This window comes from Cellvibrio mixtus subsp. mixtus J3-8, assembly GCF_000766945.1.
Classification (GTDB): Bacteria; Pseudomonadota; Gammaproteobacteria; order Pseudomonadales; family Cellvibrionaceae; genus Cellvibrio; species Cellvibrio mixtus_A.
This window is the reverse complement of record NZ_KN266210.1, coordinates 198236-221044: the sequence shown is the minus strand read 5'-3', so window position 1 is coordinate 221044 and position 22809 is coordinate 198236. Positions and strand designations below refer to the sequence as shown.

Genomic DNA, 22809 nt, shown 5'->3' with positions numbered 1-22809 from the left:
TTCCTACAAAATTCATCGCGTTTTGCGACTATCGCCACAAAGCCATTTACTTGAAAATGGCTTCTAACAAGGAGGTCGTCAGGGAGGGTAGGTTGACCACGTAGGGTCAAGGGAAGCGCCTAATTCTTTGCTCACCTTAGTTAATTGTCATGCAAGAGGGAGACGCCCGGTCTGTGCAGGATGCACGATGGGTAATCAACAAAACGGGATCAATCGTGAAGATTGATCCCGTTTTTCTTTAGGGTTTGGTTTGTCCGCCCGCTTTATTTTCGCTCGCGCCTTGTACTTCAGTCCCACTGGCATGCCGCTGCATAAAGCCACGCACACGTGCTGCCAAAAAGCTGCGTGGGTCGTCTTCCACAATTTTGGGTTGGCTATCTAATGAAGCCTGGATATAGCTGTCCAATTTTTGCCGCATAGCAACTGCGCGATGTAAATCACGTGCTGTGGTTTGGTCGGCATCATCGGGGTTAAAAAAAACATCCAGAACCGGCAATTGCTTATTGGCAAAAATCGAGGTCAATTCGCTGGTATTGAGCGGCTCCTGGTTTTGTAAATTAGTAATTACTAACGCCTGGATGGGGCCGTCAATAGTAGCTGGATCTCTCGGGTTTTCCTTTATTTGCGGTAATAGTTGTTGCAGCACTTGATTGGCAGAGCTGTTATCCACCAGTAATACCGCGTTGAATTGGCCCTTGTCTTGAAGAAACTTGAAAGTGGCCTGTACATAAGCCTGAATCAAAGTATCCCTTGGTATCTGTGACGAGGAGGAAGACGAAGCCTGGCTTGCCGGTTCAGCGCTCGCCGATGATGCAGCCGGTGCCGGTGCCGGTGCCGCTTCGCTTGTGGTTGCTGCGCTGGAGCTGGCACTAGCCGGGCTTGGGCGCCCGGGGATTGGTGCCGGGTACTTTTGCGGCAGGGTTACAGCCAGGGTTTCCCAGCCATAGCGTGGCAGGTTTGCACGCAGGTTTTCCAGGATGGGCGGCCAGGTTTGTGGGTCTTCTGCGGAATGAAACAGAATTAGCACTCCGTGAGTTTTTTTCGCTTCAGTCGGGCGATAAAACGCCAATAGCTTGCCGTACTCTGTATCCAGCCACTGCGCCTGCTCCCCGGCGGCATTAGCGATCAGGGTTTTATCGCGTATATCGCGCGATTCATAGAGCGGTGGCTCTGAGGATGCAGCGCTCGATTGTGTGCTGGCCGTCGCTTCGCTGGATTGATCTGCCGCAGCAGGTTGCTGGGCATAAGTTGTCAGACTGAATGCTATACCAATGCAGATTGCACTGGCGTAATAAGCAAGTACATTAAGGTTTTTTATTGGCATTGAACGTTTGATTGGCTGCATTCTGTTAGCTTATCGGGTTTTGGTTATAAACCTTATCACGTAAAATGATTTGATAAATGGCGTTATCTCTACAATCAACCTGCGCCAGCTACTACAAATATCGGGATATTCACAAAGAACTTTAATTTATGCAGAACTTTAAACGGGATTACAAAATTGCGCCCTCTATCCTCTCTGCCGATTTTGCGCGCCTGGGCGCTGAGGTCGATGCGGTATTGGCTGCAGGAGCGGATATCATTCACTTCGATGTGATGGATAATCATTACGTTCCCAACCTGACATTGGGGCCAATGGTGTGCAAGGCCTTGCGCAACTACGGCATCACCGCACCCATGGATGTGCATTTAATGGTCGAGCCGGTGGATGACCTGATCGTCCAGTTTGCCGATGCCGGTGCAACGTTTATTACCTTTCACCCGGAGGCAACTCGCCACCTGGACCGTTCGCTGCAGCTGATTAAAGATAAGGGCTGCAAGGCTGGCCTGGTACTTAATCCCGCCAGCTCACTTGATAAGGTCAAGTATGTGATGGAAAAGCTGGATATGATCCTGTTGATGTCAGTGAATCCAGGTTTTGGCGGCCAGAAATTTATTCCCTATATCCTCGATAAATTACGCGAAGCCCGTACCTTGATTGATACCAGCGGTTTACCTATTCGTTTGGAGGTTGATGGTGGGGTAGGGATAACCAATATTCGCGCAGTGGCCGAAGCCGGGGCCGATACGTTTGTGGCTGGTTCTGCCATTTTTAATGCACCCGATTATGCCCGCGCGATTGCGGATATGCGTGCGCAATTAGCATTAGTCGAATAAGCCGGTTTGAGGGTAGGCAGTGGCTGAATAATTCAGTACACTTGCCCTCAATTCAAACAGGAAAACTCCTCGTGATACACGCAACTTTTACCACTACAGAGTGCGCTACCCACCTCGTCGCCCGATGGCGCCGCTAGTTCCTATCGCTTTGCCAGACATCTCTGTTCCTGAGCAAAGTCCGCCCTTTCTCTGTTGCGCTATGAATTTCAGTTAGCTGTGTCGCAACGGAGACCTGAACCGATTTCAATAATATGAAACAGCTTGCCCCCTTCTAAATAAAAGAGCAGGGCGAGCCCAAAGGTAATGCCATGAATTCCGAACAATTTATCGAGTTAGCCGCGCAAGGCTATAACCGTATTCCGGTCATGCGTGAAGTATTGGCCGATCTGGATACTCCTTTATCCTCCTACCTGAAACTGGCCGCAGGCCCTTATTCCTATCTATTTGAATCGGTACAAGGCGGCGAAAAATGGGGCCGTTATTCCATGATCGGTTTACCGGCACGCACGGTGTTGAAAGCCTTTGGTGAAACGGTAACTGTCGAGCGCGATGGAGCGGTTGTTGAAACTCATCACTGTGCCGATGCATTGGCATTTGTCGAAGTATTTAAAGAACGTTATCGCGCACCGGAATTGCCGGGTTTGCCACGCTTTACGGGTGGATTGGTTGGATATTTTGGTTACGATTGTGTGCGCTATGTCGAGCCACATTTAAAATCCAGCACGCCCAAAGATGTTATTGGCACACCGGATATTTTGTTAAGTGTTTCCGATGAAGTACTGGTATTTGACAACCTCGCCGGCAAATTAATTTTTGTGATCCACGCCAATCCGGAAATTGAAAACGCGTTTGCCAAAGCCAATGCGCGCCTGGATGAACTGGAGAAAAAACTGCGCGGCGAAACGCCGGCAACGCCCGCTTTATCATTGGGTAATAACGGTAACAGCGAACCACTGTTTACTTCTAATTGCGGCGAAGAAAATTTCCATCGCTACGTCGATAAAATCAAGGACTACATTCTCGCCGGCGACACCATGCAGGTGGTGGTTGCGCAACGTATGTCGATTGATTTTAGTGGCGAACCGATCAATCTTTATCGCGCACTGCGCAATTTGAACCCGTCGCCCTATATGTATTTTATGAATCTGGGTGATCACCACGTGGTTGGTTCAAGCCCCGAAATTCTTGCGCGCCTTGAAGATGGCGAAGTAACTGTGCGTCCAATCGCCGGCACCCGCCGTCGCGGCCGAACAGCAGAAGAAGATAAAGCGCTTGAAGTTGAATTGGTCAATGATCCCAAAGAAATTGCCGAGCATTTGATGTTGATCGATTTGGGCCGCAACGATGTTGGCCGTGTTGCAAAAGTGGGCAGTGTAAAACTGACTGATAAAATGGTGGTAGAGCGTTACTCTCACGTTATGCATATTACTTCCAACGTCACTGGAAAATTGAATGACGGTTTGCGTGCAATGGATGTGCTGCGTGCAGCATTACCTGCGGGAACCTTGAGCGGCGCACCGAAAATTCGCGCGATGGAAATTATCGATGAGCTGGAAAGTGAAAAGCGCGGTATTTATGGCGGCGCTGTTGGTTACATTTCCTGGAACGGCAATATGGATACCGCGATTGCTATTCGTACCGCAGTAATTAAAAACGGCAAATTGTATGTCCAGGCTGGCGCTGGTGTGGTGGCAGATTCGATTCCTGCATTGGAGTGGAAAGAAACCATGAATAAAGCGCGCGCGATTTTCAAAGCAGTGGATATGATCGGTGAAGCAGCAGTAAAAGGGGGCGCAAAATGATTTTAATGATTGATAACTACGACTCCTTCACCTACAACCTGGTGCAATATTTTGGTGAGTTGGGCGCAGAGATAAAAGTCGTGCGCAACGATGAAATCACTGTTGCAGAAATTGCAGCGCTTGCACCGGAAAAAATTGTCATCTCCCCCGGACCTTGTACGCCTAATGAGGCGGGCGTATCCATTGAAACGCTCCAGACGTTTGCCGGCAAAATTCCTTTGCTCGGCGTTTGCCTCGGGCACCAGAGTATCGGCCAGGCATTTGGTGGCAAAGTGATTCGCGCGCCTTTTGTGATGCATGGAAAAACATCGCCGGTATATCACAACAACACCGGGGTGTTTAAAGGATTAAAAAATCCATTCCAGGCCACGCGCTATCACTCATTGGTTATTGAAAAAGAATCCATTCCCGAGTGTTTGGAAATTACTGCCTGGACACAAAATGAAGATGGCAGCATGGCGGAAATTATGGGAGTGAAACATAAAACTCTCGCGGTAGAGGGAGTGCAATTCCACCCTGAATCAATTTTGACTGAACATGGCCATGACATGCTGCGCAATTTTTTAACAGCCTATTAAACTTTATCAACCTGACACAAGACTCTAGAGGCCGGTTCCTGGACCGGGCAACTGACAAAAAGGTAACAGGCAATGGATATAAAACAAGCGTTAACAAAACTGGTTGCGCAACTTGATCTGACCACAGAAGAAATGATTGCAGTGATGCGCCAGGTAATGACCGGCGGTGCAACGCCGGCACAAATTGGCGGTTTCCTGGTAGCGTTGCGCATGAAGAGCGAAACGCTCGATGAAATTACCGGTGCGGCGATGGTGATGCGCGAATTGGCTACACCGGTCAGCATTGATGTTGATTATCTGGTGGACACCTGTGGCACCGGCGGCGACGGTGCCAACTTGTTTAACGTCTCTACCGCGAGCGCATTTGTTGTTGCCGCGGCGGGTGGACGAGTTGCGAAACATGGCAATCGCTCGGTGTCCAGTTCGACTGGCAGTGCGGATGTATTGGAAGCCGCCGGAATAAAACTGGATATCACGTCTGAACAAGTTGCGCGTTGCGTAAAAGAAATCGGTGTGGGCTTTATGTTTGCACCGGCCCATCACAGTGCAATGCGTCACGCCATTGGTCCGCGCAAGGAACTGGGCATGCGCACCATTTTTAATATGCTTGGCCCGATGACCAATCCGGCTAACGTAAAACGCCAGGTGATCGGTGTATTTAACGGTGAGCTGTGCAAACCTATGGCCGAAGTTCTCGGTCGTTTGGGCAGTGAGCATGTGATGGTTGTTCACGCTAAAGATGGGCTGGACGAAATCAGTCTCGCTACTGAAACCCAGGTGGCAGAATTAAAAAATGGCGAAATCCGCGAATACATTATTAAACCGGAAGATTTTGGCATGCAATCCAAAAGCCTGATCGGTTTGAGTGTGACGAATGCGGAAGATTCGCTGTTGTTAATCCGCGATGCGCTTGGCAATCGCCGTGGTCAATACGCTGAAAAAGCGGCTGATATTATCGCGCTTAATGCCGGCGCTGCGATTTATGTCAGCGGTGTTGCCAGCAGCTTGTCTGACGGTGTGGAAATGGCACGCGATGCTATCGGTAGCAGTCTTGCTGGAGAAAAAATTCGCGAGCTGGCGGCGTTTACCCAGTACCTTGAATGATCGAACTTTTATAAATGTTAATTGGAAAATTCCATGTCTGATACACCAACCGTATTACGCAAAATTATCGCCCGTAAGTGGGAAGAAATTGCTGAACGAAAAGCGCGTGTTTCACTTGATGAATTAAAAAGTCGTGCAGCGGCTCAATTGCCTGCACGTGGCTTTGTCAACGCGATTGAAACCAAAATTGCCCAAGGTAAAGCGGCAGTTATTGCGGAAATTAAAAAAGCATCGCCCAGCAAAGGTGTTATTCGTGAGCATTTTGTGCCGGATGAAATCGCGTGCTCCTATGAAAAAGGTGGTGCAGCGTGCTTATCGATATTAACAGACGTGGATTTTTTCCAGGGCGCTGATAGTTATCTACAACAAGCGCGTGCTGCGGTGAGTTTGCCGGTAATCCGCAAGGATTTTCTGGTCGATGAATATCACATTTACGAAGCGCGTGCGTTGGGTGCGGATTGCGTGCTGTTAATTGTTTCCGCATTGGAAACGGCCAAGCTGAAAGAACTTAATGCGCTTGCCCATGAAATCGGTTTGGATGTATTGGTAGAGGTGCATGACGAGCGCGAGCTGGATATCGCATTGGAATTGCCCAACAAATTAATCGGTATTAACAATCGCAATCTCCATACGTTTGATTTAACGCTGGATACCACCTATCAACTGCTGGATAAAATTGGCAATGACAGGATTGTGGTTACCGAAAGCGGAATCCTTGCTCCGGCCGATGTAAAAGCCATGCGCGATAAAAATGTGCATGCATTTCTGGTTGGCGAAGCGTTTATGCGCGCAGCAGAACCGGGGCAGGCGCTAGCGGAATTCTTTGCCTGATTTTCTCCGGCGCAAAAAATAAAGCCCGCATGTGCGGGCTTTATTTTTTTATTCTGGTCAGGCAATTAACGCGTGCCGTAAACTACCATCGTTTTACCTTTCACTAACACAAGGCCTTGATCTTCCAATGTCTTGAGTACGCGACCAACCATCTCACGTGAGCAGCCAACAATACGACCAATTTCCTGGCGAGTAATCTTGATTTGCATACCATCGGGATGAGTCATTGCATCGGGTTCCTTGCACAGTTCCAGCAGTGTACGCGCAACACGACCAGTTACATCGAGGAAGGCAAGGTCGCCCACTTTCCGTGTAGTGGCGCGCAAGCGACGGGCCATCTGGCTGCCCAGGGCAAATAAAAACTCCGGATGGGATTCGGAAATTTCCTGGAATTTGGCATAGCTGATTTCGGCAACTTCACATTCGGATTTTGCGCGAACCCAGGCACTGCGGGAATCTTTTTCATCGAACAGGCCCATCTCCCCAAAGAAGTCGCCATCGTTCAAATAGGCAACGATCATTTCGTGGCCTTCGTCATCCTCAATCAGTACGGTCACTGACCCTTTGACTATGTAATACAGGGAGTCACTCTTGTCGCCCGCGTAAATGATAGTGCTTTTGGCGGGATAACGGCGACGGTGACAATGAACTAGAAATTCTTCCACATTCTTAATGTGCGGTGTTAGTGAGACAGCGACCAAGGTGTGGCTCCTGATTTTTGTAATGGTTGAGAGATTTTTATATGATTAATTTACATATGAAATTTATTATGACGACAAGGACGCTTGGCGGCTATAGAGGAGCCGTAACATCCTGAAAATTTGTGATGCAGTTATAAGCCTAGTTAATTGAATTGTCTAGAAAAAATGACTTGCATAACGGTAAATGTTGAATAATGCGACATTTCGGCTTTGCACTTTTAATATGGTAGGCTACGCGCCTTCTCGAAATGAACGGTAAATACCGGGTGGATGAATATGCAAGCAGTTGTGAAGTGGGTTGATGGTGCCCAATTTCTGGGAGAATCGGGTAGTGGTCACGCTGTATTAATGGATGGCCCGCCGGATCATGGTGGTCGCAATACCGGCGTACGCCCGATGGAAATGTTGTTATTGGGGCTGGGTGGTTGTTCATCGTTTGATGTAATGAGCATTTTGACCAAGGCCCGCCAACAAGTTACTGATTGTCGTTGCGAGCTGGATGCAGAACGTGCTGAAGGTGTGCCCTCGCCATTTACCAAAATCCATATGAAATTTCTGGTAACCGGTAAGGAATTGAAGGAAGCGCAGGTTAAGCGTGCTGTTGAATTATCGGCAACCAAATATTGTTCCGCGTCAATTATGCTGGAAGCGGGCGGGGTAGAGATTACTCATTCTTATGAAATTCGTGAGGCTTGATTAGCGGTATTTTTGCGGGTTTTGTTTTGCCGGAGTTGCATTAAAACAACTCCGGCAAAAAAATTGACACTGTCCGATAGCTTTTAAATGTAATAACTGGTTTGCGTCATTGCTTTTGAAACCAGTGTCATTATTCCTTTCACGGGCGTAGGGAAATTGTAACCACCTGCACTCAATGCCATATCTGCATGGCGCGCTTCATCTTCCAACATTTGTTCTACGACTGCACGACTGCGCAAGTCAGTAATTGGCAATTGCTCCAGATGGCTTTCCAGATGTTTGCACACCTGGTCTTCCGTGGCTGCCACAAATCCCAAACTGACTCTATCACTTACCAGGCCAGCGCCAGCGCCAATCGCGAAAGACAACCCATACCAAACCGGATTGAGATAACTGGTGTGGCTACCCAATGCATCGATTCGCTCCTGGCACCATACCAAATGATCAATTTCTTCCTCTGCCGCATGTTCCATTTCTTTTCGCACTTGCGGCAATTTTGCGGTAAGCGCCTGGCCTTGGTAGAGCGCTTGTGCGCAGACTTCCCCGGTGTGGTTCACACGCATAAGGGCAGCAGCTTGTTTGCGCTCGCTATCACTGAGGTCTGCTTCATCAAGTGGTCGAGCAGGTGAGGGACGCTCGCAGGTCATATCGCCACCTGCTGCGAGGGTACGCAATGCACGGTCAGCGTTGATGATAAAATTGTCGATGAGGCTGAGGTGTCGGGACATGGTCAGTTCTCCGCAGAAGATGTGTTATTAAAACAGAAATCCCGCACAGGCTTAACCCTAATTTACTTGTATACAAGTGGTGCCCTGAATATAGTCAAAAAATAATAAATTTTTTCTGGCTAACGGGGCTTTTTTCCATGTATTTCCGTTTTTCCTTTCGCGTTTTTTCAATGATGCTTGCGACATCTGGCTTGGTGTCAGCTGTGGCAGCTCCGCCGCCACCGATTCAAATCCATGATGCTATTTATAAAGATGCCTCACGTACGTTTGAAATGCGCGCCGCTGATCTTGTAGCGCGCATGACGCTGGAGGAAAAAGTGGCGCAGATGCTCAATGATGCCCCGGCGATTCCGCGTTTGGGGGTGCCTGGATATGAATGGTGGAACGAAGCTCTACACGGTGTGGCGCGCGCCGGTGATGCCACGGTATTTCCCCAGGCGATTGGTTTGGCAGCGACGTTTGACCCGGCGTTGATTGGCGAAGTTGCCCGCGCTATTAGCGATGAAGGCCGTGCGAAACACCATGAATTTGCTCGCCGCGACCAGCGTTTACGTTATCAGGGGCTGACGTTCTGGTCGCCCAATATCAATATTTTCCGCGATCCACGTTGGGGGCGCGGCCAGGAAACCTACGGCGAAGACCCTTACCTCACCAGCCGTATGGGCGTTGAGTTTGTAAAAGGTTTGCAGGGCGATTACACCGGTGCACCAACCACTAAATATCGCAAAACCGATGCAACGGCCAAGCATTTTGCTGTGCATTCCGGCCCTGAAGCCGATCGCCATCATTTCGACGTTTCTCCAAGTGAACGCGACTTATATGAAACCTACTTACCTGCATTTAAAGCGTTGGTACAGGAGGGAAATGTTGCCTCAGTAATGGGCGCTTACAACCGCGTTGGTGGGGAATCTGCATCGGCCAGCCAGCGTTTATTAATTGATATTTTACGCAAGGACTGGGGTTTTACCGGTTATGTTGTTTCTGATTGCGATTCAATTGAAGATATTTTCCTGCATCACAAAATTGTTAAGACGGCTGAACAAGCGGCGGCCCTCGGTGTTAAAAAAGGCACTGAATTAAATTGTGGAAAAACCTATCACGCGTTAGTGAATGCCGTTAAGCAAGGTTTGGTGAGCGAAGCGGAAATCGATGATTCGTTGCGCCGTTTGTTTTTAACACGCTTTCGCCTGGGAATGTTTGATTCTGTTGCTGATGTATCCTGGGCGCAAATTCCTTACTCAGTTAATCAATCCCCCAAGCATGATCAACTTGCACGCAAAGCCGCGCAACAATCGCTTGTGTTATTAAAAAATAATGGCATTTTGCCATTAAAAAAATCGGTAAAAAATATTGCAGTTGTCGGCCCCACCGCGGATGAGGTCATGTCGCTGCTCGGTAATTATTACGGTACGCCAGCTGCACCAGTCACTATTTTACAGGGAATTCGCGCAGCGGTTTCGCCGGATACACAGGTTGTGTATGCGCGTGGCGTTGACCTGGTGGAAGGGCGGGAAGATCCACGTGCGGCTGCGGTAATTGATCCCGCTTATTTGCGTCCTTCAGCGAATTCAACTGAACAAGGTTTACACGGTGAATATTTCAAAGGTGTAGAGCTTGCTGGAAAACCGGTGCTGGCTCGTGTGGATTCTCGTATTGCTTTTCGCTGGGATCGTGGGGCACCTACAGATTCATTTGTTGCGCGCGGAGAAATTGCCGCGACTGCCGGTTTGCCTGGTGATAATTTTAGTGTGCGCTGGACTGGGCAATTATTGCCCCCGGTTTCCGGTGTGTACGAATTAAATGTCAGTGCCAATGATGGCGTGCGATTAAAAATTGATGGAAAAACAATAATCGATTCATGGCAATTGGCTGAGCGTTTGCGCAGCCATAGTGCGCAAATTGAATTGCACGCTGGCAAAGCATATGACATTACCCTGGAATATTTTGAAGATATTCGCGATGCTGAAGTGCGTCTCGCCTGGCGTTTGCCTGGAGGCAAAGCCCCATTTGATGAAGCAATCGCCGCTGCAAAAAATGCGGATGTTATTGTCTTCGCCGGCGGTTTAACCGGCGATGTGGAAGGGGAAGAAATGAAAGTAAATTATCCCGGCTTTGCCGGCGGAGATCGCACTGATATTCGCATACCCTCCATCCAGCAAAAATTATTGGAAGCGTTACACAAAACTGGAAAACCCATTGTCATGGTGTTGACGGGTGGTTCGGCGATGGCAATTGATTGGGCAGATAAAAACCTTTCCGCCATTTTAATGAGCTGGTATCCCGGCCAGCGTGGGGGGAATGCGGTCGCGGATGTATTGTTTGGTGATATCAACCCCGCCGGGCGTTTACCTGTTACGTTCTACAAGGCGGATGAAAAGTTGCCACCTTTTGAAGATTATTCCATGGCAAATCGCACCTATCGTTATTTTGCCGGCGACGCGCTTTATCCATTTGGTTTTGGACTGTCCTACACGCGGTTTAATTATTCCGGATTGAAACTCGATCAAACCCGTATCACAGCACAACAGAAAATTAACCTGCAATTGCAAGTAAAAAATACCGGAAAATGGGCGGGCGATGAGGTGGTGCAGGTATACGTTAAACCGCTGCAACCGCAACGTTCACGGGCATTAAAAGAATTACGTGCAGTGCAGCGAGTGCATTTGGATAAAGGCGAATCCCGTTCGCTGTATTTTACCTTGCAGCCTGACAGGGATTTGCTGATTTACGACGAGCAGAAAAAAGCCTACGCCGTTGATCCCGGCCGTTATGAGATCCAGGTCGGAGCCTCCAGCAGCGATATTCGCGTCCAACAAGTAATTGAAGTCATGGCGCCTTAACAGTTTGGGTAAAAATTGATTGCAAGGTGTTGGTTGTCGCTGCATGCTTGTTTCCTGCAACTGTAACGGCTGGTGGTAATAACCGCGGTCGGATCGAAAGGAGACAAGCGTGCAAGATGTTGATGAAATAAAACTGTTACTGGATTCGCGCATACCATTATTGGTAATCGAAACCTACGAAGAAAAGAAAGCGCTGGATGTCTTGCTGAAAGTAGCTAACAAACATAGCAAGGATTTGCATCGCTGGTCTGTGACTGATGGTTTATCGCGTTTGAACTTTGGTCCGCAACTGGTTCCCAAAGGTACTGAATTAAATGAAGCAGAAGAAATGCTTCGTCATATCAAGCAGCAAATGCAACCGGGCATGTATGCGTTGTGTGATATTCATCCGTTCCTTATTGACCAGCCGCAAATTGTACGGTTGTTAAAAGATATTGCACTCAATCACTTTGCTATTCCCCACACGCTGGTTTTCCTGAGCCATCAATTGCGCTTGCCCGCTGAATTATCGCGTTACAGTGCGAGCTATGCGTTGACCTTGCCTGATGACGATAAAATCATGGAAATTATTCGCGATGAAGCCAAAGACTGGTCTGATCGCCATATGGGGGCGCGTGTCAAAACGGACAACATTACACTTAAAAAACTTGTGAATAATTTGCAGGGCATGAATGCCAGCGATGTGCGCCGTTTGGTGCGCGGCGCTATCTGGAATGATGGTTCTTTGAATGAGGATGATTTGCCGCGCATCAATAAAGCAAAATTTGCGTTGCTCGATATGGAAGGTGTGGTCAGCTTTGAACAGCAAACGGAAGATTTTTCCAATGTGGGTGGTTTACACAATTTAAAACGCTGGCTGTTAACGCGCCGCGAGGCGTTTAGCGATGACGACTCTAAACTCGACAGACCCAAAGGGATTTTATTATTGGGGGTGCAGGGCAGTGGTAAAAGCCTTGCGGCGAAAGCAGTTGCCGGTTTGTGGGGCCTGCCGTTAATGCGGATGGACGTAGGTGCGCTCTACAATAAATTCCATGGTGAAACCGAACGCAATTTGCGCGAAGCCTTAAAGTTGGCCGACGCAATGTCGCCTTGTGTGTTATGGCTGGATGAAATTGAAAAAGGCATGGCGCAGGATGGTAACGATAATGGTGTATCGCAGCGGTTACTCGGCACTTTATTAACCTGGATGGCGGAGCGGCGCACAAGGGTATTTATCGTAGCGACCAGTAATGATATTTCGCGCCTGCCACCGGAATTAATTCGCAAGGGTCGCCTGGATGAAATCTTTTTTGTCGATTTGCCGGGTCCGGAGGTACGCAAAGATATCTTTGCAATTCATTTGCGCAAGCGCGGTTGCCCATTGCCGGGTTTTGATCTGGAAAAATTAAGCCTCACAACCCAGGGATTTTCCGGTTCGGAAATTGAGCAGGTGATTATTGCTGCGCTTTATTCTGCATCTGCAGAAGGTAAACCGATAAGTACAGATATATTGCTGCATGAAATTGCAGCAACCAGTCCGCTATCGGTTGTTATGGCAGAACAGATTGCGCAGTTGCGTGTTTGGGCCGAAGATCGCACAATTCCTGCGTAATTTCATTTCTTTAGTTGCGCTCTCTCATTTGGGGAGAGCAAATCAGGTTTAACAATGACAACTGCGAACGAACAAGACATCGCCATTGTTGATAGTTGGTTAAACATTGCGCGCAAAGTACCATCACCCAATTTCAACCAGCGTCCGCCCGATACACCAATCAGTTTGCTGGTGATTCACAATATCAGCTTGCCGCCCGGGGAATTTGGTGGTGGATATGTGCAGCAATTTTTCCAGAATCAATTGGATGCAAGCCGGCATCCTTATTTTGCAACAATTGCTGCTTTGCAGGTTTCTGCGCATTTATTCATCGAACGCGACGGTAACGTGACGCAATTTGTCGCGTTTGACCAGCGTGCATGGCATGCGGGTACGTCCAGTTTTAACGGCATAGCCAACTGCAACGATTATTCAATTGGCATAGAATTGGAAGGTACGGATACCCTGGCGTACACCGATAAACAGTATGCCACGCTGGCGAAAGTGACTCGCCAGCTGTTGCTGACTTATCCTACACTTACACCTGAGCGTATTACTGGCCATGAGCAGATCGCTCCCGGACGCAAAACAGATCCGGGCCCCGCATTTGATTGGCCGCGTTTTTCTGCATCCTTGTGAACCTGGTTTTTAATTCACGAGCCGTGTAAGCGTTAAACCTCAAGAGTTAACCATTATGATTTTTCTCAGTTTGGTCGTAGTACTTGGAATTGTATATTGGTTGGGATCAGCCAGTGTGTTGCACTACGATGGTTGGTTCCGCTGGCTAATTAATCGCCTGCAAAAGGTGCCCGGTTTTTCATCGGTGGCAGGATTGCCTTTGGCACTTTCACTGATAATTCCGCTAGCGGTGCTGGTTGTTATCTTTGTGATTATTAACCAGGCGTTTGATAAATCATGGATCTGGTTATTTTTGCTCTACTCCGTTGTATTGCTCTACAGCCTGGGGCGCGGCGATATAGTGGCAGATGTAAAAGAATATATTGAATTAGCCACACGAGGTGACTCGGTGGCTGCTGCTCAATTGCTGGATCGTGTGCGTGGGAACAGTGATGTGGACCCGGTGGTAGGCGATGTATCCGATTGGCGCACCTTACATACAGAAGCATTAAAAATTATCGCCTATCGCGGTTTTGAACGTACGTTTGCCGTGCTCTTCTGGTTTTTTATTGCGGGCCCGTTCGGAGCATTGCTATATCGCTTGAGTGTTTTGTACCGCGATTTTTCCGAGCATGACAGCGATGCGGCGAAAATGGCGAGCAAATGGTTATGGTTGCTGGAGTTTCCGTCGGTACGTTTGATGGGGCTTACCTGGGCGTTTGTGGGCAACTTTGAAACTTGTCCGTTGCGCAACAATTTACTGGATGTACAAAGTTCGTCCGAGCACGTGTTAAATGAATGCTTGCGCGGTGCGTTGGGTGCGCCTACAGAAAGCTCGACTGAAATTCTGGCAACATTGAATCCGGAACAAAAGGCGGAGCTGCAAGAAGAAATGGAAGAGGAAACCCAGGATATTATTGAAGATCTCACGGGTGATGTAGTGACTACCCACACTGAGCCGGCGTATTCATTTGCATTAATTAAATCCAGTGTGCCGCTCTATACTCGTTCATTGTTGTTCTGGGTATGTGCTATCGCTTTCGCCACCCTGATTGTTTAAAGCTTAATTTGAAATTGATTGAGGTTAGTTATGCCATCGTTTGATGTGGTTTCGGAAGTTGATAAACACGCGTTGACCAACTCGGTTGATCAGGCCCAGCGTTTGATTACCAATCGTTTTGACTTTAAAGGCGTAAATGCAAGTTTCGAACTTAAGGAATACGAAATTACCATCACGGCTGATGCTGAAATGCAACTTGATCAAATGCTGGACATTCTCAGGCCAGCAATGGCAAAAAATGGTATTGATGTGAGTTGCCTGGAAATCGGCCAGGTAAAAAGTGCCGGCAAACAAGTGAAGCGTGAAGTCACTGTGCGCACCGGTATTGATAAAGATTTGGCCAAAAAAATTGTGGCGCTGGTGAAAGACAAGAAATTAAAAGTCCAGGCCAGCATCCAGGGTGAACAAGTGCGCGTTACCGGTAAAAAACGCGATGACTTACAGGAGTGCATCGCTGCATTGCGCGCCGCGGAATTGGGAATGCCCATGCAGTTTGAAAATTTCCGCGATTAATTTTTAATTCGCAGTTGCTACAAAAAAGCCCTGTTCATTGAGCAGGGCTTTTTGTTTTTTGGCGGGAGCAAGTAGGTCGTAAGGGATGAGCCGGATACGGGTTTAATCGCACTCCCTATTGTACGGGCTACTCAAGCTAATCGGTTTTTTGTAGTCGATTCCAGAGCCAGGCCAGAATTAACAAGGTAGGTATTACTGACAAACTGCTAAAAATATAAAACCAGGAATAGCTCGTTGCTTCAACGATATACCCGGACAATCCACCAATAAATTTCCCCGGCAAATTGGCCAGGGATGCAAGTAATGCATATTGCGTTGCGGTGAAGTTCTGGTTGGTCAGGCTGGACATAAATGCAACCAACACAACACCGGCAAATCCTTGCGAAATATTGTCTGCACTGATGGTGGCAAAAAATGCCCACTCCTGACCAGGGTTGTTTGCCATCAATAAATAAGCGATGTTCGACAGTGAAACGATAATGGCGGCGACTACCAACATGCTTCGCATACTGAATGCGGCGATACAAATCCCACCTAGAAATGCGCCGGCGATTCCCACCCACACACCAAATAATTTGGATACTGTTGCTATATCTGCTTTGGTATAACCCGAGTCCAAATAAAAAGGTCCGGCCATTACCCCGATCATTTGATCGGGCAATTTAAACAAGCCGACAAAAAGTAATAATGCCAATGCCAGCAGGATACCATTGCGCGAAAAAAATTCCTGGAAGGGTTTTATAAATGCGTCAATGATATGAACATCGCGGGCTTCAAGTGCGCGTTCGGCGTTTGGTTCTTTGCAAATAATGGCGGCAATTAATGGAATGACGAGAAATAGTGCCATCATTAAATAAGCACTGGTCCAGCTAAAAAGTTCAGCGATATAGAAAGCAACTGCACCGGATAAAATCAACGCAATGCGATAACCCAAAATATACGTTGAAGCCAGTGCAGCCTGAAATTCTATCGGTGCAACCTCAATGCGATAAGCATCAATGACCGTATCCAGTGTTGCGCCGGCAAATGCGGCCACACCTACTAAAACAATGAAAAAGCTCAGCGATGATGTTGGCCCCTGCAATGCAATTGCCGCCAGTGAAACAATTAGCACTATGAGGGATACTACCAACCACCCTTTGCGACGCCCCAAAAAAGGCAGGCTGTATCTGTCGATCAATGGTGCCCATAAAAATTTGAGTACGTAAAAAAAACCGGCGAAGCTGATCAAGCCAATCACACTTAATTCAAATCCAACATCGCGCAGCCAGGTCGACAGCGTCATGCCGCCCACCAGTAAAAATGGCAGGCCGGAGCCCAGGCCAAGGCAAAATAAAGTCAGTGCAGAGGGCGTAGCAAACGCACGTTTTATTCCGCTCCAGCCTTTGTAATTATTTTCGTTGGTATCGGGTGATGAAGTCATAGGGCGAGATGCTTTTAATAATCGGTGGGTGGTTACCGGTGATGATTAATTATTGTAACCGTAAATACGCAGGCTAATTTTGTTGTTTTTAACCACAACACCTTCAGCTTCCAGACGACGTTTTTGTTCGGCGTGACCCGGCGAACCTTCTGGCAATGAGATTTTCCCTTGCGAATTAATCACTCTATGCCAGGGCAATTCGGTATTGTTTGGCAAACCGGATAACACTTTTCCCGCAAGGCGCGCATTTCCCGGCAAACCGGCCAGTTTTGCCAATTGGCCATAGGCGATGACCTTTCCTTCCGGAATATTCATCAATGCCAGATAAATCGCTGCCTTGCTTTGCGCGAGCGCTGTGCCAACCGATTTTTCTGCTGCATCTGCTACTTTCGTCGATGTTTTTGCTGTTTTTTTCATAGCGCTACCAAAATGCGGAAAATTGACCGCTATTAACTCGCCTAAACGCCAGCCTAACCAATATTTACACTATTAACATTTCTGACATTGCAGCGCCGGATGCCGGTTACTTTAATGAATATCTCCATTCAGGTAAAACCGGCGGGTTAATTGTGAAGCATTTTGTCATTTTATTCGGCTGGTTATTTGCATTCAGTGCACAAGCAGGAGTGATCGAGTTAGCCAACGGCGACCGTTTGGAAGGCGAGTTGGTTCGCCTGGATGGAGAGCATGTCGTGTGGAAGTCCAGCAATTTTGGCGAGCAATGGATCACTAAAGCAAAGATCAGAAATATCCAATCAGAGCGCCCATTGAAAATTAATGGCAGCAAATCGGCTTGTCGACTGCAAAATATGGAAAGCGAAAATTTAGTTTATCAATGTGAAAATTCTTCCCGTATTCGCCGTTCATCGTTACTGACTGTTAAAACACTGATGCCCTACGAGGAGTACAAAAAGGGCGCTTTTATGCATCGCGGGCGATTGAATTTGTGGGGCGCTTATTCGCGCGGTAATGAAGTGCGCGATGAGTGGAATTTACAAACTGAAATGGAATTTCGCCGCAGTGATTTTCGCCATATAGTCGGCGGTGAGTTTGCGCGGGCATCCTGGAATCATGCGCCGGCGCAAGATCGCTGGAACAGCCGTTATTCGCTCGATTGGTTTTTGGCTGACCACTGGTTTTGGTATAACAGCCTGCTCGCTGGTGCTGATCCGCAGCGGGGTATGGATAGTTACCGCAGTTTGGGTTCCGGTGCGGGTTATCAGTTTTTTGAAAATCAAAAATCAGCACTTTCGGTAAAAACCGGGGCTGCTTATATGGATGAGCAATACATTGTTCCGCAACATATTTCTGATGAGTTTGCCGCGGAGGATGAGTTTATGGCGTTTCGCCTCGCCACGGATTTTCGTTACGCCATGCCTTGGGGAGTGGGTTTTTTCCATAACAATGAAGTGTTGCAGTCGACAGAGGATAAACCCAACTGGCGTTTGAAAACCTCAACGGGCCTGAGCTCGATGATCCTCAAGCGCATCTATTCAGAATTTAAAGTTGATTACTGGAGGGACAACGAACCCCAACCTACCCGCAAAAGTGCAGATACCCGTATGTCGCTGGGTGTGAGTTACAAGTGGTAGACTAGCCCTTCATTTATTGCTGTGGATTGATTGCCAATGCGTGTTCTACTCCTGTTAGCGTTTCCCTTCCTTGAGCTCTGGCTGATGATTGTCATCGGCGATGAAGTAGGGGCGTTGGCAGTTATCCTGTGGTTGGTGGCAATGATTGTTATTGGTATGAATTTGCTGCGTTACCTGGGAGCGGCGAGCATGCTGAAGGCGGCGCAAGGGGTGCGCACTGGCGAATTACCCGGTGTTGCAATTGCCGAAGGTTTGTTTAAAGCCATAGGGGCGATTTTACTGATAATTCCCGGATTCATTACCGATGCGCTGGCGTTGATTTGTTTTATTCCCTGGTTCCGGCGTTTACTTATCCAGCGTTGGGCGGCAAAAATGACGATCCGCGCTGCCGGCTTTGCCAATCAACAATCACCTTTTGGCCGCGATCCGTATGGTGCGGGTAATATTTATGATCACGATGGCTCCGCACGAACTGATGCCGATACCCCGCATGGCGGGGTGTTAATTGAGCAGGAAAAATCCCCGTCACAGGATAATTCCAACCCGTCCGATTCCAAAAAGCCTTAATTCAGGATTTTTTCATTTTTCCGGTTGAAATCCCCAAAGCCAGCCCCACATAGGTTGTCACCGCTTTCGGCCACCGGTTTCCGGACGCTCCGGAGTATCGGCGGCCATCCGGACAGCCTTGAAACTTTCAGGACTGTCCCTATAAACCTCACGCTGGAGTCGCTTCGCTCAGCCCACCTGAGCCGGGCTCCCTGTTTAGTAAAAATTGATTGTTAGGAGACATAACTTCATGAAAATTCGTCCATTGCATGATCGCGTTGTGGTTCGTCGCAAAGAAGAAGAAACCAAAACTGCTGGCGGTATCATTCTGTCCGGTTCTGCCAAAGAGAAGCCAAATCAAGGTGAAGTGGTTGCTGTGGGGAATGGCCGCGTATTGACCAGCGGTGAATTGCGCCCGCTGGATGTGAAAGTGGGTGATGTAGTGGTGTTTGGCAAATACGCTGGCAGCGACACTATCACTATCGATGGTGAAGAGCTGGTGATTCTGAGCGAATCTGACATTAAAGCGGTATTGGAATAATTCCACCGTTTCGACAATTTCCCAATATCAAAACGAATTTTTAAAGGTATAAATCATGTCAGCTAAAGAAGTTAAGTTTGGTGATAACGCCCGTCAACGTATGCTCGCTGGTGTAAATATCCTGGCCGATGCGGTTAAAGCAACCCTGGGCCCGAAAGGCCGTAACGTAGTTCTGGAAAAATCCTTCGGTGCTCCAACCATCACCAAAGACGGTGTTTCTGTTGCCAAAGAAATTTCCCTGAAAGACAAGTTCGAAAACATGGGCGCGCAAATGGTGAAAGAAGTTGCGTCCAAAGCGTCTGACGATGCGGGTGACGGTACTACTACGGCAACCGTTCTGGCACAAGCTATCGTGAACGAAGGTTTGAAATCGGTTGCTGCGGGTATGAACCCGATGGACCTGAAGCGCGGTATCGACAAAGCAATCGCTGCTGCCGTTAAACACGTTCAATCTATCGCTGTTCCTTGTGCTGATACCAAGTCTATCTCCCAAGTAGGCAGTATCTCCGCTAACAGCGATACCTCTGTGGGTGAGCTGATTGCAGAAGCGATGGAAAAAGTAGGTAAAGAAGGTGTTATCACCGTAGAAGAAGGTACCAGCCTGGAAAACGAGCTGGACGTGGTAGAAGGTATGCAATTCGACCGCGGTTACCTGTCTCCTTACTTCATCAATAACCAGGACAGCATGAGCGTTGAACACGATCATCCGTTCATCCTGTTGGTTGACAAGAAAATCTCCAATATCCGCGAATTGCTTCCAGTGCTGGAAGGTGTTGCCAAGTCTGGCAAGCCGCTGATCATAGTTGCTGAAGACGTTGAAGGTGAAGCGCTGGCGACCCTGGTTGTGAACAACATCCGCGGTATCGTGAAAGTAGCTGCTGTTAAGGCGCCAGGTTTCGGTGATCGTCGCAAGGCCATGCTGCAAGACATCGCGGTGTTGACTGGCGGTACTGTAATTTCTGAAGAAGTTGGTTTGGACCTGGAAAGCGCCACCCTGGAGCATTTGGGTACTGCAAAACGCGTAACCATGAACAAAGACAACACTACTATCGTTGATGGTGCTGGTAACGCTGACGAAATCAAAGCGCGCGTACAACAAATCCGCGTACAAATCGAAGAAACCTCTTCTGATTATGACCGCGAAAAACTGCAAGAGCGCGTCGCTAAACTGGCTGGCGGTGTTGCGGTAATCAAAGTAGGCGCTGCTACCGAAGTTGAAATGAAAGAGAAGAAAGCACGCGTTGAAGATGCCCTGCACGCTACCCGTGCGGCGGTAGAAGAAGGCGTGGTTCCTGGCGGTGGTACTGCTCTGATTCGTGCAGTTGCTGCTATCGCTGACCTGAAAGGTGACAACGAAGATCAAAACGCCGGTATCACCATCGCACGTCGTGCAATGGAAGCACCGTTGCGTCAAATCGTTGCCAACGCCGGTGACGAGCCATCAGTCGTTGCTGATTCAGTGAAAAAAGGTTCCGGTAACTACGGTTACAACGCGGCGACTGGTGTATATGGCGACATGATCGAAATGGGTATCCTCGATCCGGCTAAAGTTACCCGCACTGCACTGCAAGCTGCCGGTTCTATCGCAGGTTTGATGATCACTACTGAAGCAATGGTTGCTGATCTGCCTGAAGATAAGCCAGCTGGTGGTGGACATAGCCATGATATGGGTGGCATGGGTGGTATGGGCGGCATGATGTAATTGCTGTTCAGGATGACCTGTAAAATGCGCGCAACTGTTGAGCCTATTAGCTTTAATACGTGGCACTTTTTTGGTGCCGAAGGTAATGGCTCATAATTTTGCGTTATAGTTACGGCCCTTTTGGGCCGTAACTATTTTTAATCATGAGAAAATTATTAAGCTGTTATTATTCGGCCCGCACATGATTAGTTGAATTTTGTTTTGTCCAAAAACTGATTTGATCGATACAACCGTGAATTAGGAGAACCATCATGGCTTTTGAATTACCAGCACTTCCTTATGCCAAAGACGCTCTGGCACCACATATCTCTGCAGAGACTCTGGATTACCACCACGGCAAACACCACAAAGCGTATGTAGATAAACTGAACACACTGGTTCCTGGTACCGAGTTTGAAGGCAAAAGCCTTGAAGAAATCATCAAGTCTTCTACTGGCCCGGTATTCAACAATGCTGCACAAATCTGGAACCACACGTTTTTCTGGAACAGCCTGAGTCCCAATGGCGGTGGCGCTCCAACCGGTGCTGTTGCAGAAGCAATCACCAAAGCATTTGGCTCTTTCGATAAATTCAAAGAAGACTTCACCAACTCTGCAATCAACAACTTTGGTTCTTCATGGACCTGGCTGGTGAAAAAAGCAGACGGTGGCGTAGCTATCGTAAACACCAGCAATGCAGCGACTCCACTGACTGACTCTTCAGTAACTCCTATCCTGACTCTGGATTTGTGGGAACATGCTTACTATATTGACTACCGCAATTCGCGTCCAAACTACATTGGCGCTTTCTGGTCATTGGTAAACTGGGAATTCGTGAACGCCAACTTTGCCAAGTAATAACCAGGCAAAGAGATTTGGTGGCATCACTACAAACGGGCTTCATGCCCGTTTTTTTTATGGCTTTTGTACGAGGTTTATTGCTGATACTGGCCTATGTTTGTACTAGCCGCTGCTATAAAATGCGCGCACACTGAGCTATCCCTCCCAAATTACTGAATTGTTTAAGGTATTGTTGTTATGGAACGCAGAGAACCCACACTGTCCACCGGCGGAGTATCCGAACAGCCCGAGCCGCGTCGCCAACAATCCCTCGTGCCGGATCATGATGAGCAGCCCTCACGCCCGGCACGCAGACCTACACCCACATCAAATGTTGCTTATGCTCCGGCACCGTCTGGCAGCCTGCCGGCCATCGCTTTGGTCATCGCCCTGGTTGCCGCAGGCGGCGCCGGATTTTTAGGATGGCAATTATTTGAAGCACAAGCACATCTCAAGCAAGCGGATGAGCGTATTAAAGGATTGGAAGAGCAATTGAATTTGACCTCGGAGCAATCCAGCGGATCGGTAATTGCGATTGAAGCCAATCTCAAGAAGGTCGATGCAGAAGTGCGTCGTATTGCCGGGGTGGTGGAGGAGCATCGCAAAGGCCTCGCGGCAAACGGTGAAAAAATTGCGGCTGTTGGGCGCGATACTGCCAATGCACAAAAAGCCATCGCGGATGGAAAAACTGCACTTGCATCACTTAAGCAAGAAGTTGCCGCCAACAAAACAACGGCTGATGCGGCAGCAGCAAAAATTGATGGTATGACCACCGGTGTTAGCCAGCAAGCCCAACGCGTACAAAACATGAAAGAAGAATTGGATAAAATGGCCTTGGAGATGACTGCGCTGGATAGCCTTGCATCGCGCACCAAGAATAATGAAGAAGCTATTTCTGCAATCGATGATTTCCGCCGCAGTACCAACCGTGAAATCCTGCAAATTAAACAACAATTAGGTACTGCACCAAAATAATTACCGGCTCTTGA

22 protein-coding genes are annotated in these 22809 nt (G+C 48.2%); 17 read left to right on the top strand and 5 right to left on the bottom strand.

The annotated features are described in order from the left end of the window. Positions 1-238: 238 nt before the first annotated feature. Entirely contained in the window at positions 239-1345 is a 1107-nt protein-coding gene (locus A596_RS15925) for a DUF3530 family protein (protein ID WP_039916522.1), read from the bottom strand. A 128-nt stretch (positions 1346-1473) separates the two neighbouring features. Between A596_RS15925 and rpe the strand changes: the two genes are divergently transcribed. The 5 genes from rpe (at position 1474) to trpC (ending at position 6472) form a co-directional block, all read left to right on the top strand. Beyond that, positions 1474-2157: a ribulose-phosphate 3-epimerase gene (gene rpe / locus A596_RS15920; RefSeq protein ID WP_039916520.1), complete on the top strand. Its 684-nt coding sequence runs from the start codon at positions 1474-1476 to the stop codon at positions 2155-2157. Between the two features lie 308 nt (positions 2158-2465). Beyond that, positions 2466-3959, top strand: a complete 1494-nt coding sequence (gene trpE / locus A596_RS15915; RefSeq protein ID WP_039916518.1) for an anthranilate synthase component I — start codon at positions 2466-2468, stop codon at positions 3957-3959. Further along, a complete protein-coding gene (locus tag A596_RS15910; RefSeq protein WP_039916516.1) occupies positions 3956-4537 on the top strand; it encodes an anthranilate synthase component II in 582 nt (193 codons plus the stop codon). Before trpE ends, A596_RS15910 begins: the two co-directional genes overlap by 4 nt. A gap of 72 nt (positions 4538-4609) precedes the next feature. After that, complete coding sequence (trpD, locus tag A596_RS15905) at positions 4610-5641, top strand: anthranilate phosphoribosyltransferase (RefSeq protein WP_039916514.1); 1032 nt, start codon at positions 4610-4612, stop codon at positions 5639-5641. A gap of 33 nt (positions 5642-5674) precedes the next feature. Then, positions 5675-6472, top strand: a complete 798-nt coding sequence (trpC, locus tag A596_RS15900) for an indole-3-glycerol phosphate synthase TrpC (protein ID WP_200882941.1) — start codon at positions 5675-5677, stop codon at positions 6470-6472. Positions 6473-6537: 65 nt separating this feature from the next. Here the strand turns inward: trpC and crp are convergent, their stop codons facing one another. Continuing rightward, the gene (gene crp / locus A596_RS15895; protein ID WP_039916509.1) at positions 6538-7173 is read right to left on the bottom strand and encodes a cAMP-activated global transcriptional regulator CRP; all 636 of its coding nucleotides are present in this window, start codon (positions 7171-7173) and stop codon (positions 6538-6540) included. A gap of 276 nt (positions 7174-7449) precedes the next feature. On the opposite strand from crp, the gene A596_RS15890 reads away from it, so the two are divergent. Beyond that, positions 7450-7869 (top strand): OsmC family protein, encoded by a 420-nt coding sequence (locus tag A596_RS15890; protein WP_039916506.1) that lies wholly within the window; start codon positions 7450-7452, stop codon positions 7867-7869. 83 nt (positions 7870-7952) lie between these two features. Here the strand turns inward: A596_RS15890 and coq7 are convergent, their stop codons facing one another. Continuing rightward, a complete protein-coding gene (gene coq7, locus A596_RS15885; protein ID WP_039916504.1) occupies positions 7953-8597 on the bottom strand; it encodes a 2-polyprenyl-3-methyl-6-methoxy-1,4-benzoquinone monooxygenase in 645 nt (214 codons plus the stop codon). Between the two features lie 203 nt (positions 8598-8800). On the opposite strand from coq7, the gene A596_RS15880 reads away from it, so the two are divergent. The 5 genes from A596_RS15880 to A596_RS15860 all read left to right on the top strand — a co-directional run bounded on the left by A596_RS15880 (position 8801) and on the right by A596_RS15860 (position 15198). Beyond that, entirely contained in the window at positions 8801-11437 is a 2637-nt protein-coding gene (locus tag A596_RS15880) for a glycoside hydrolase family 3 protein (protein WP_200882940.1), read from the top strand. Positions 11438-11546: 109 nt separating this feature from the next. Continuing rightward, complete coding sequence (locus tag A596_RS15875) at positions 11547-13028, top strand: AAA family ATPase (RefSeq protein ID WP_039916502.1); 1482 nt, start codon at positions 11547-11549, stop codon at positions 13026-13028. Positions 13029-13082: 54 nt separating this feature from the next. Further along, on the top strand, positions 13083-13646 hold the full coding sequence (gene ampD, locus A596_RS15870) for a 1,6-anhydro-N-acetylmuramyl-L-alanine amidase AmpD (RefSeq protein WP_052417586.1): 564 nt from the start codon (positions 13083-13085) through the stop codon (positions 13644-13646). A 55-nt stretch (positions 13647-13701) separates the two neighbouring features. Next, positions 13702-14685, top strand: coding sequence for a regulatory signaling modulator protein AmpE (ampE, locus tag A596_RS15865; protein WP_039916500.1), 984 nt, complete (start codon positions 13702-13704; stop codon positions 14683-14685). Between the two features lie 30 nt (positions 14686-14715). After that, positions 14716-15198 carry a YajQ family cyclic di-GMP-binding protein gene (locus A596_RS15860; RefSeq protein WP_039916498.1) on the top strand — a complete coding sequence of 161 codons (483 nt, stop codon included), beginning with the start codon at positions 14716-14718 and terminating at the stop codon, positions 15196-15198. Positions 15199-15334: 136 nt separating this feature from the next. Here A596_RS15860 and A596_RS15855 read toward each other — a convergent pair whose 3' ends face one another. Together A596_RS15855 and A596_RS15850 are read right to left on the bottom strand one after the other, a co-directional pair. Then, positions 15335-16621 (bottom strand): AmpG family muropeptide MFS transporter, encoded by a 1287-nt coding sequence (locus tag A596_RS15855; protein WP_039916497.1) that lies wholly within the window; start codon positions 16619-16621, stop codon positions 15335-15337. 45 nt (positions 16622-16666) lie between these two features. Continuing rightward, positions 16667-17038 carry an MGMT family protein gene (locus A596_RS15850; protein WP_084128455.1) on the bottom strand — a complete coding sequence of 124 codons (372 nt, stop codon included), beginning with the start codon at positions 17036-17038 and terminating at the stop codon, positions 16667-16669. 152 nt (positions 17039-17190) lie between these two features. Between A596_RS15850 and A596_RS15845 the strand changes: the two genes are divergently transcribed. From A596_RS15845 to A596_RS15820, 6 genes are all read left to right on the top strand, one after another. Beyond that, complete coding sequence (locus A596_RS15845) at positions 17191-18213, top strand: DUF481 domain-containing protein (RefSeq protein WP_235425753.1); 1023 nt, start codon at positions 17191-17193, stop codon at positions 18211-18213. Positions 18214-18249: 36 nt separating this feature from the next. Beyond that, entirely contained in the window at positions 18250-18780 is a 531-nt protein-coding gene (locus A596_RS22220; protein WP_084128452.1) for an FxsA family protein, read from the top strand. A 229-nt stretch (positions 18781-19009) separates the two neighbouring features. Next, entirely contained in the window at positions 19010-19300 is a 291-nt protein-coding gene (locus tag A596_RS15835; RefSeq protein WP_039916494.1) for a co-chaperone GroES, read from the top strand. 55 nt (positions 19301-19355) lie between these two features. Further along, the gene (gene groL, locus A596_RS15830) at positions 19356-21002 is read left to right on the top strand and encodes a chaperonin GroEL (protein ID WP_039916492.1); all 1647 of its coding nucleotides are present in this window, start codon (positions 19356-19358) and stop codon (positions 21000-21002) included. 251 nt (positions 21003-21253) lie between these two features. Beyond that, the gene (locus A596_RS15825) at positions 21254-21838 is read left to right on the top strand and encodes a superoxide dismutase (protein WP_039916490.1); all 585 of its coding nucleotides are present in this window, start codon (positions 21254-21256) and stop codon (positions 21836-21838) included. 180 nt (positions 21839-22018) lie between these two features. Then, a complete protein-coding gene (locus A596_RS15820; protein ID WP_039916488.1) occupies positions 22019-22795 on the top strand; it encodes a coiled-coil domain-containing protein in 777 nt (258 codons plus the stop codon). The last annotated feature ends 14 nt before the right edge of the window (positions 22796-22809 follow it).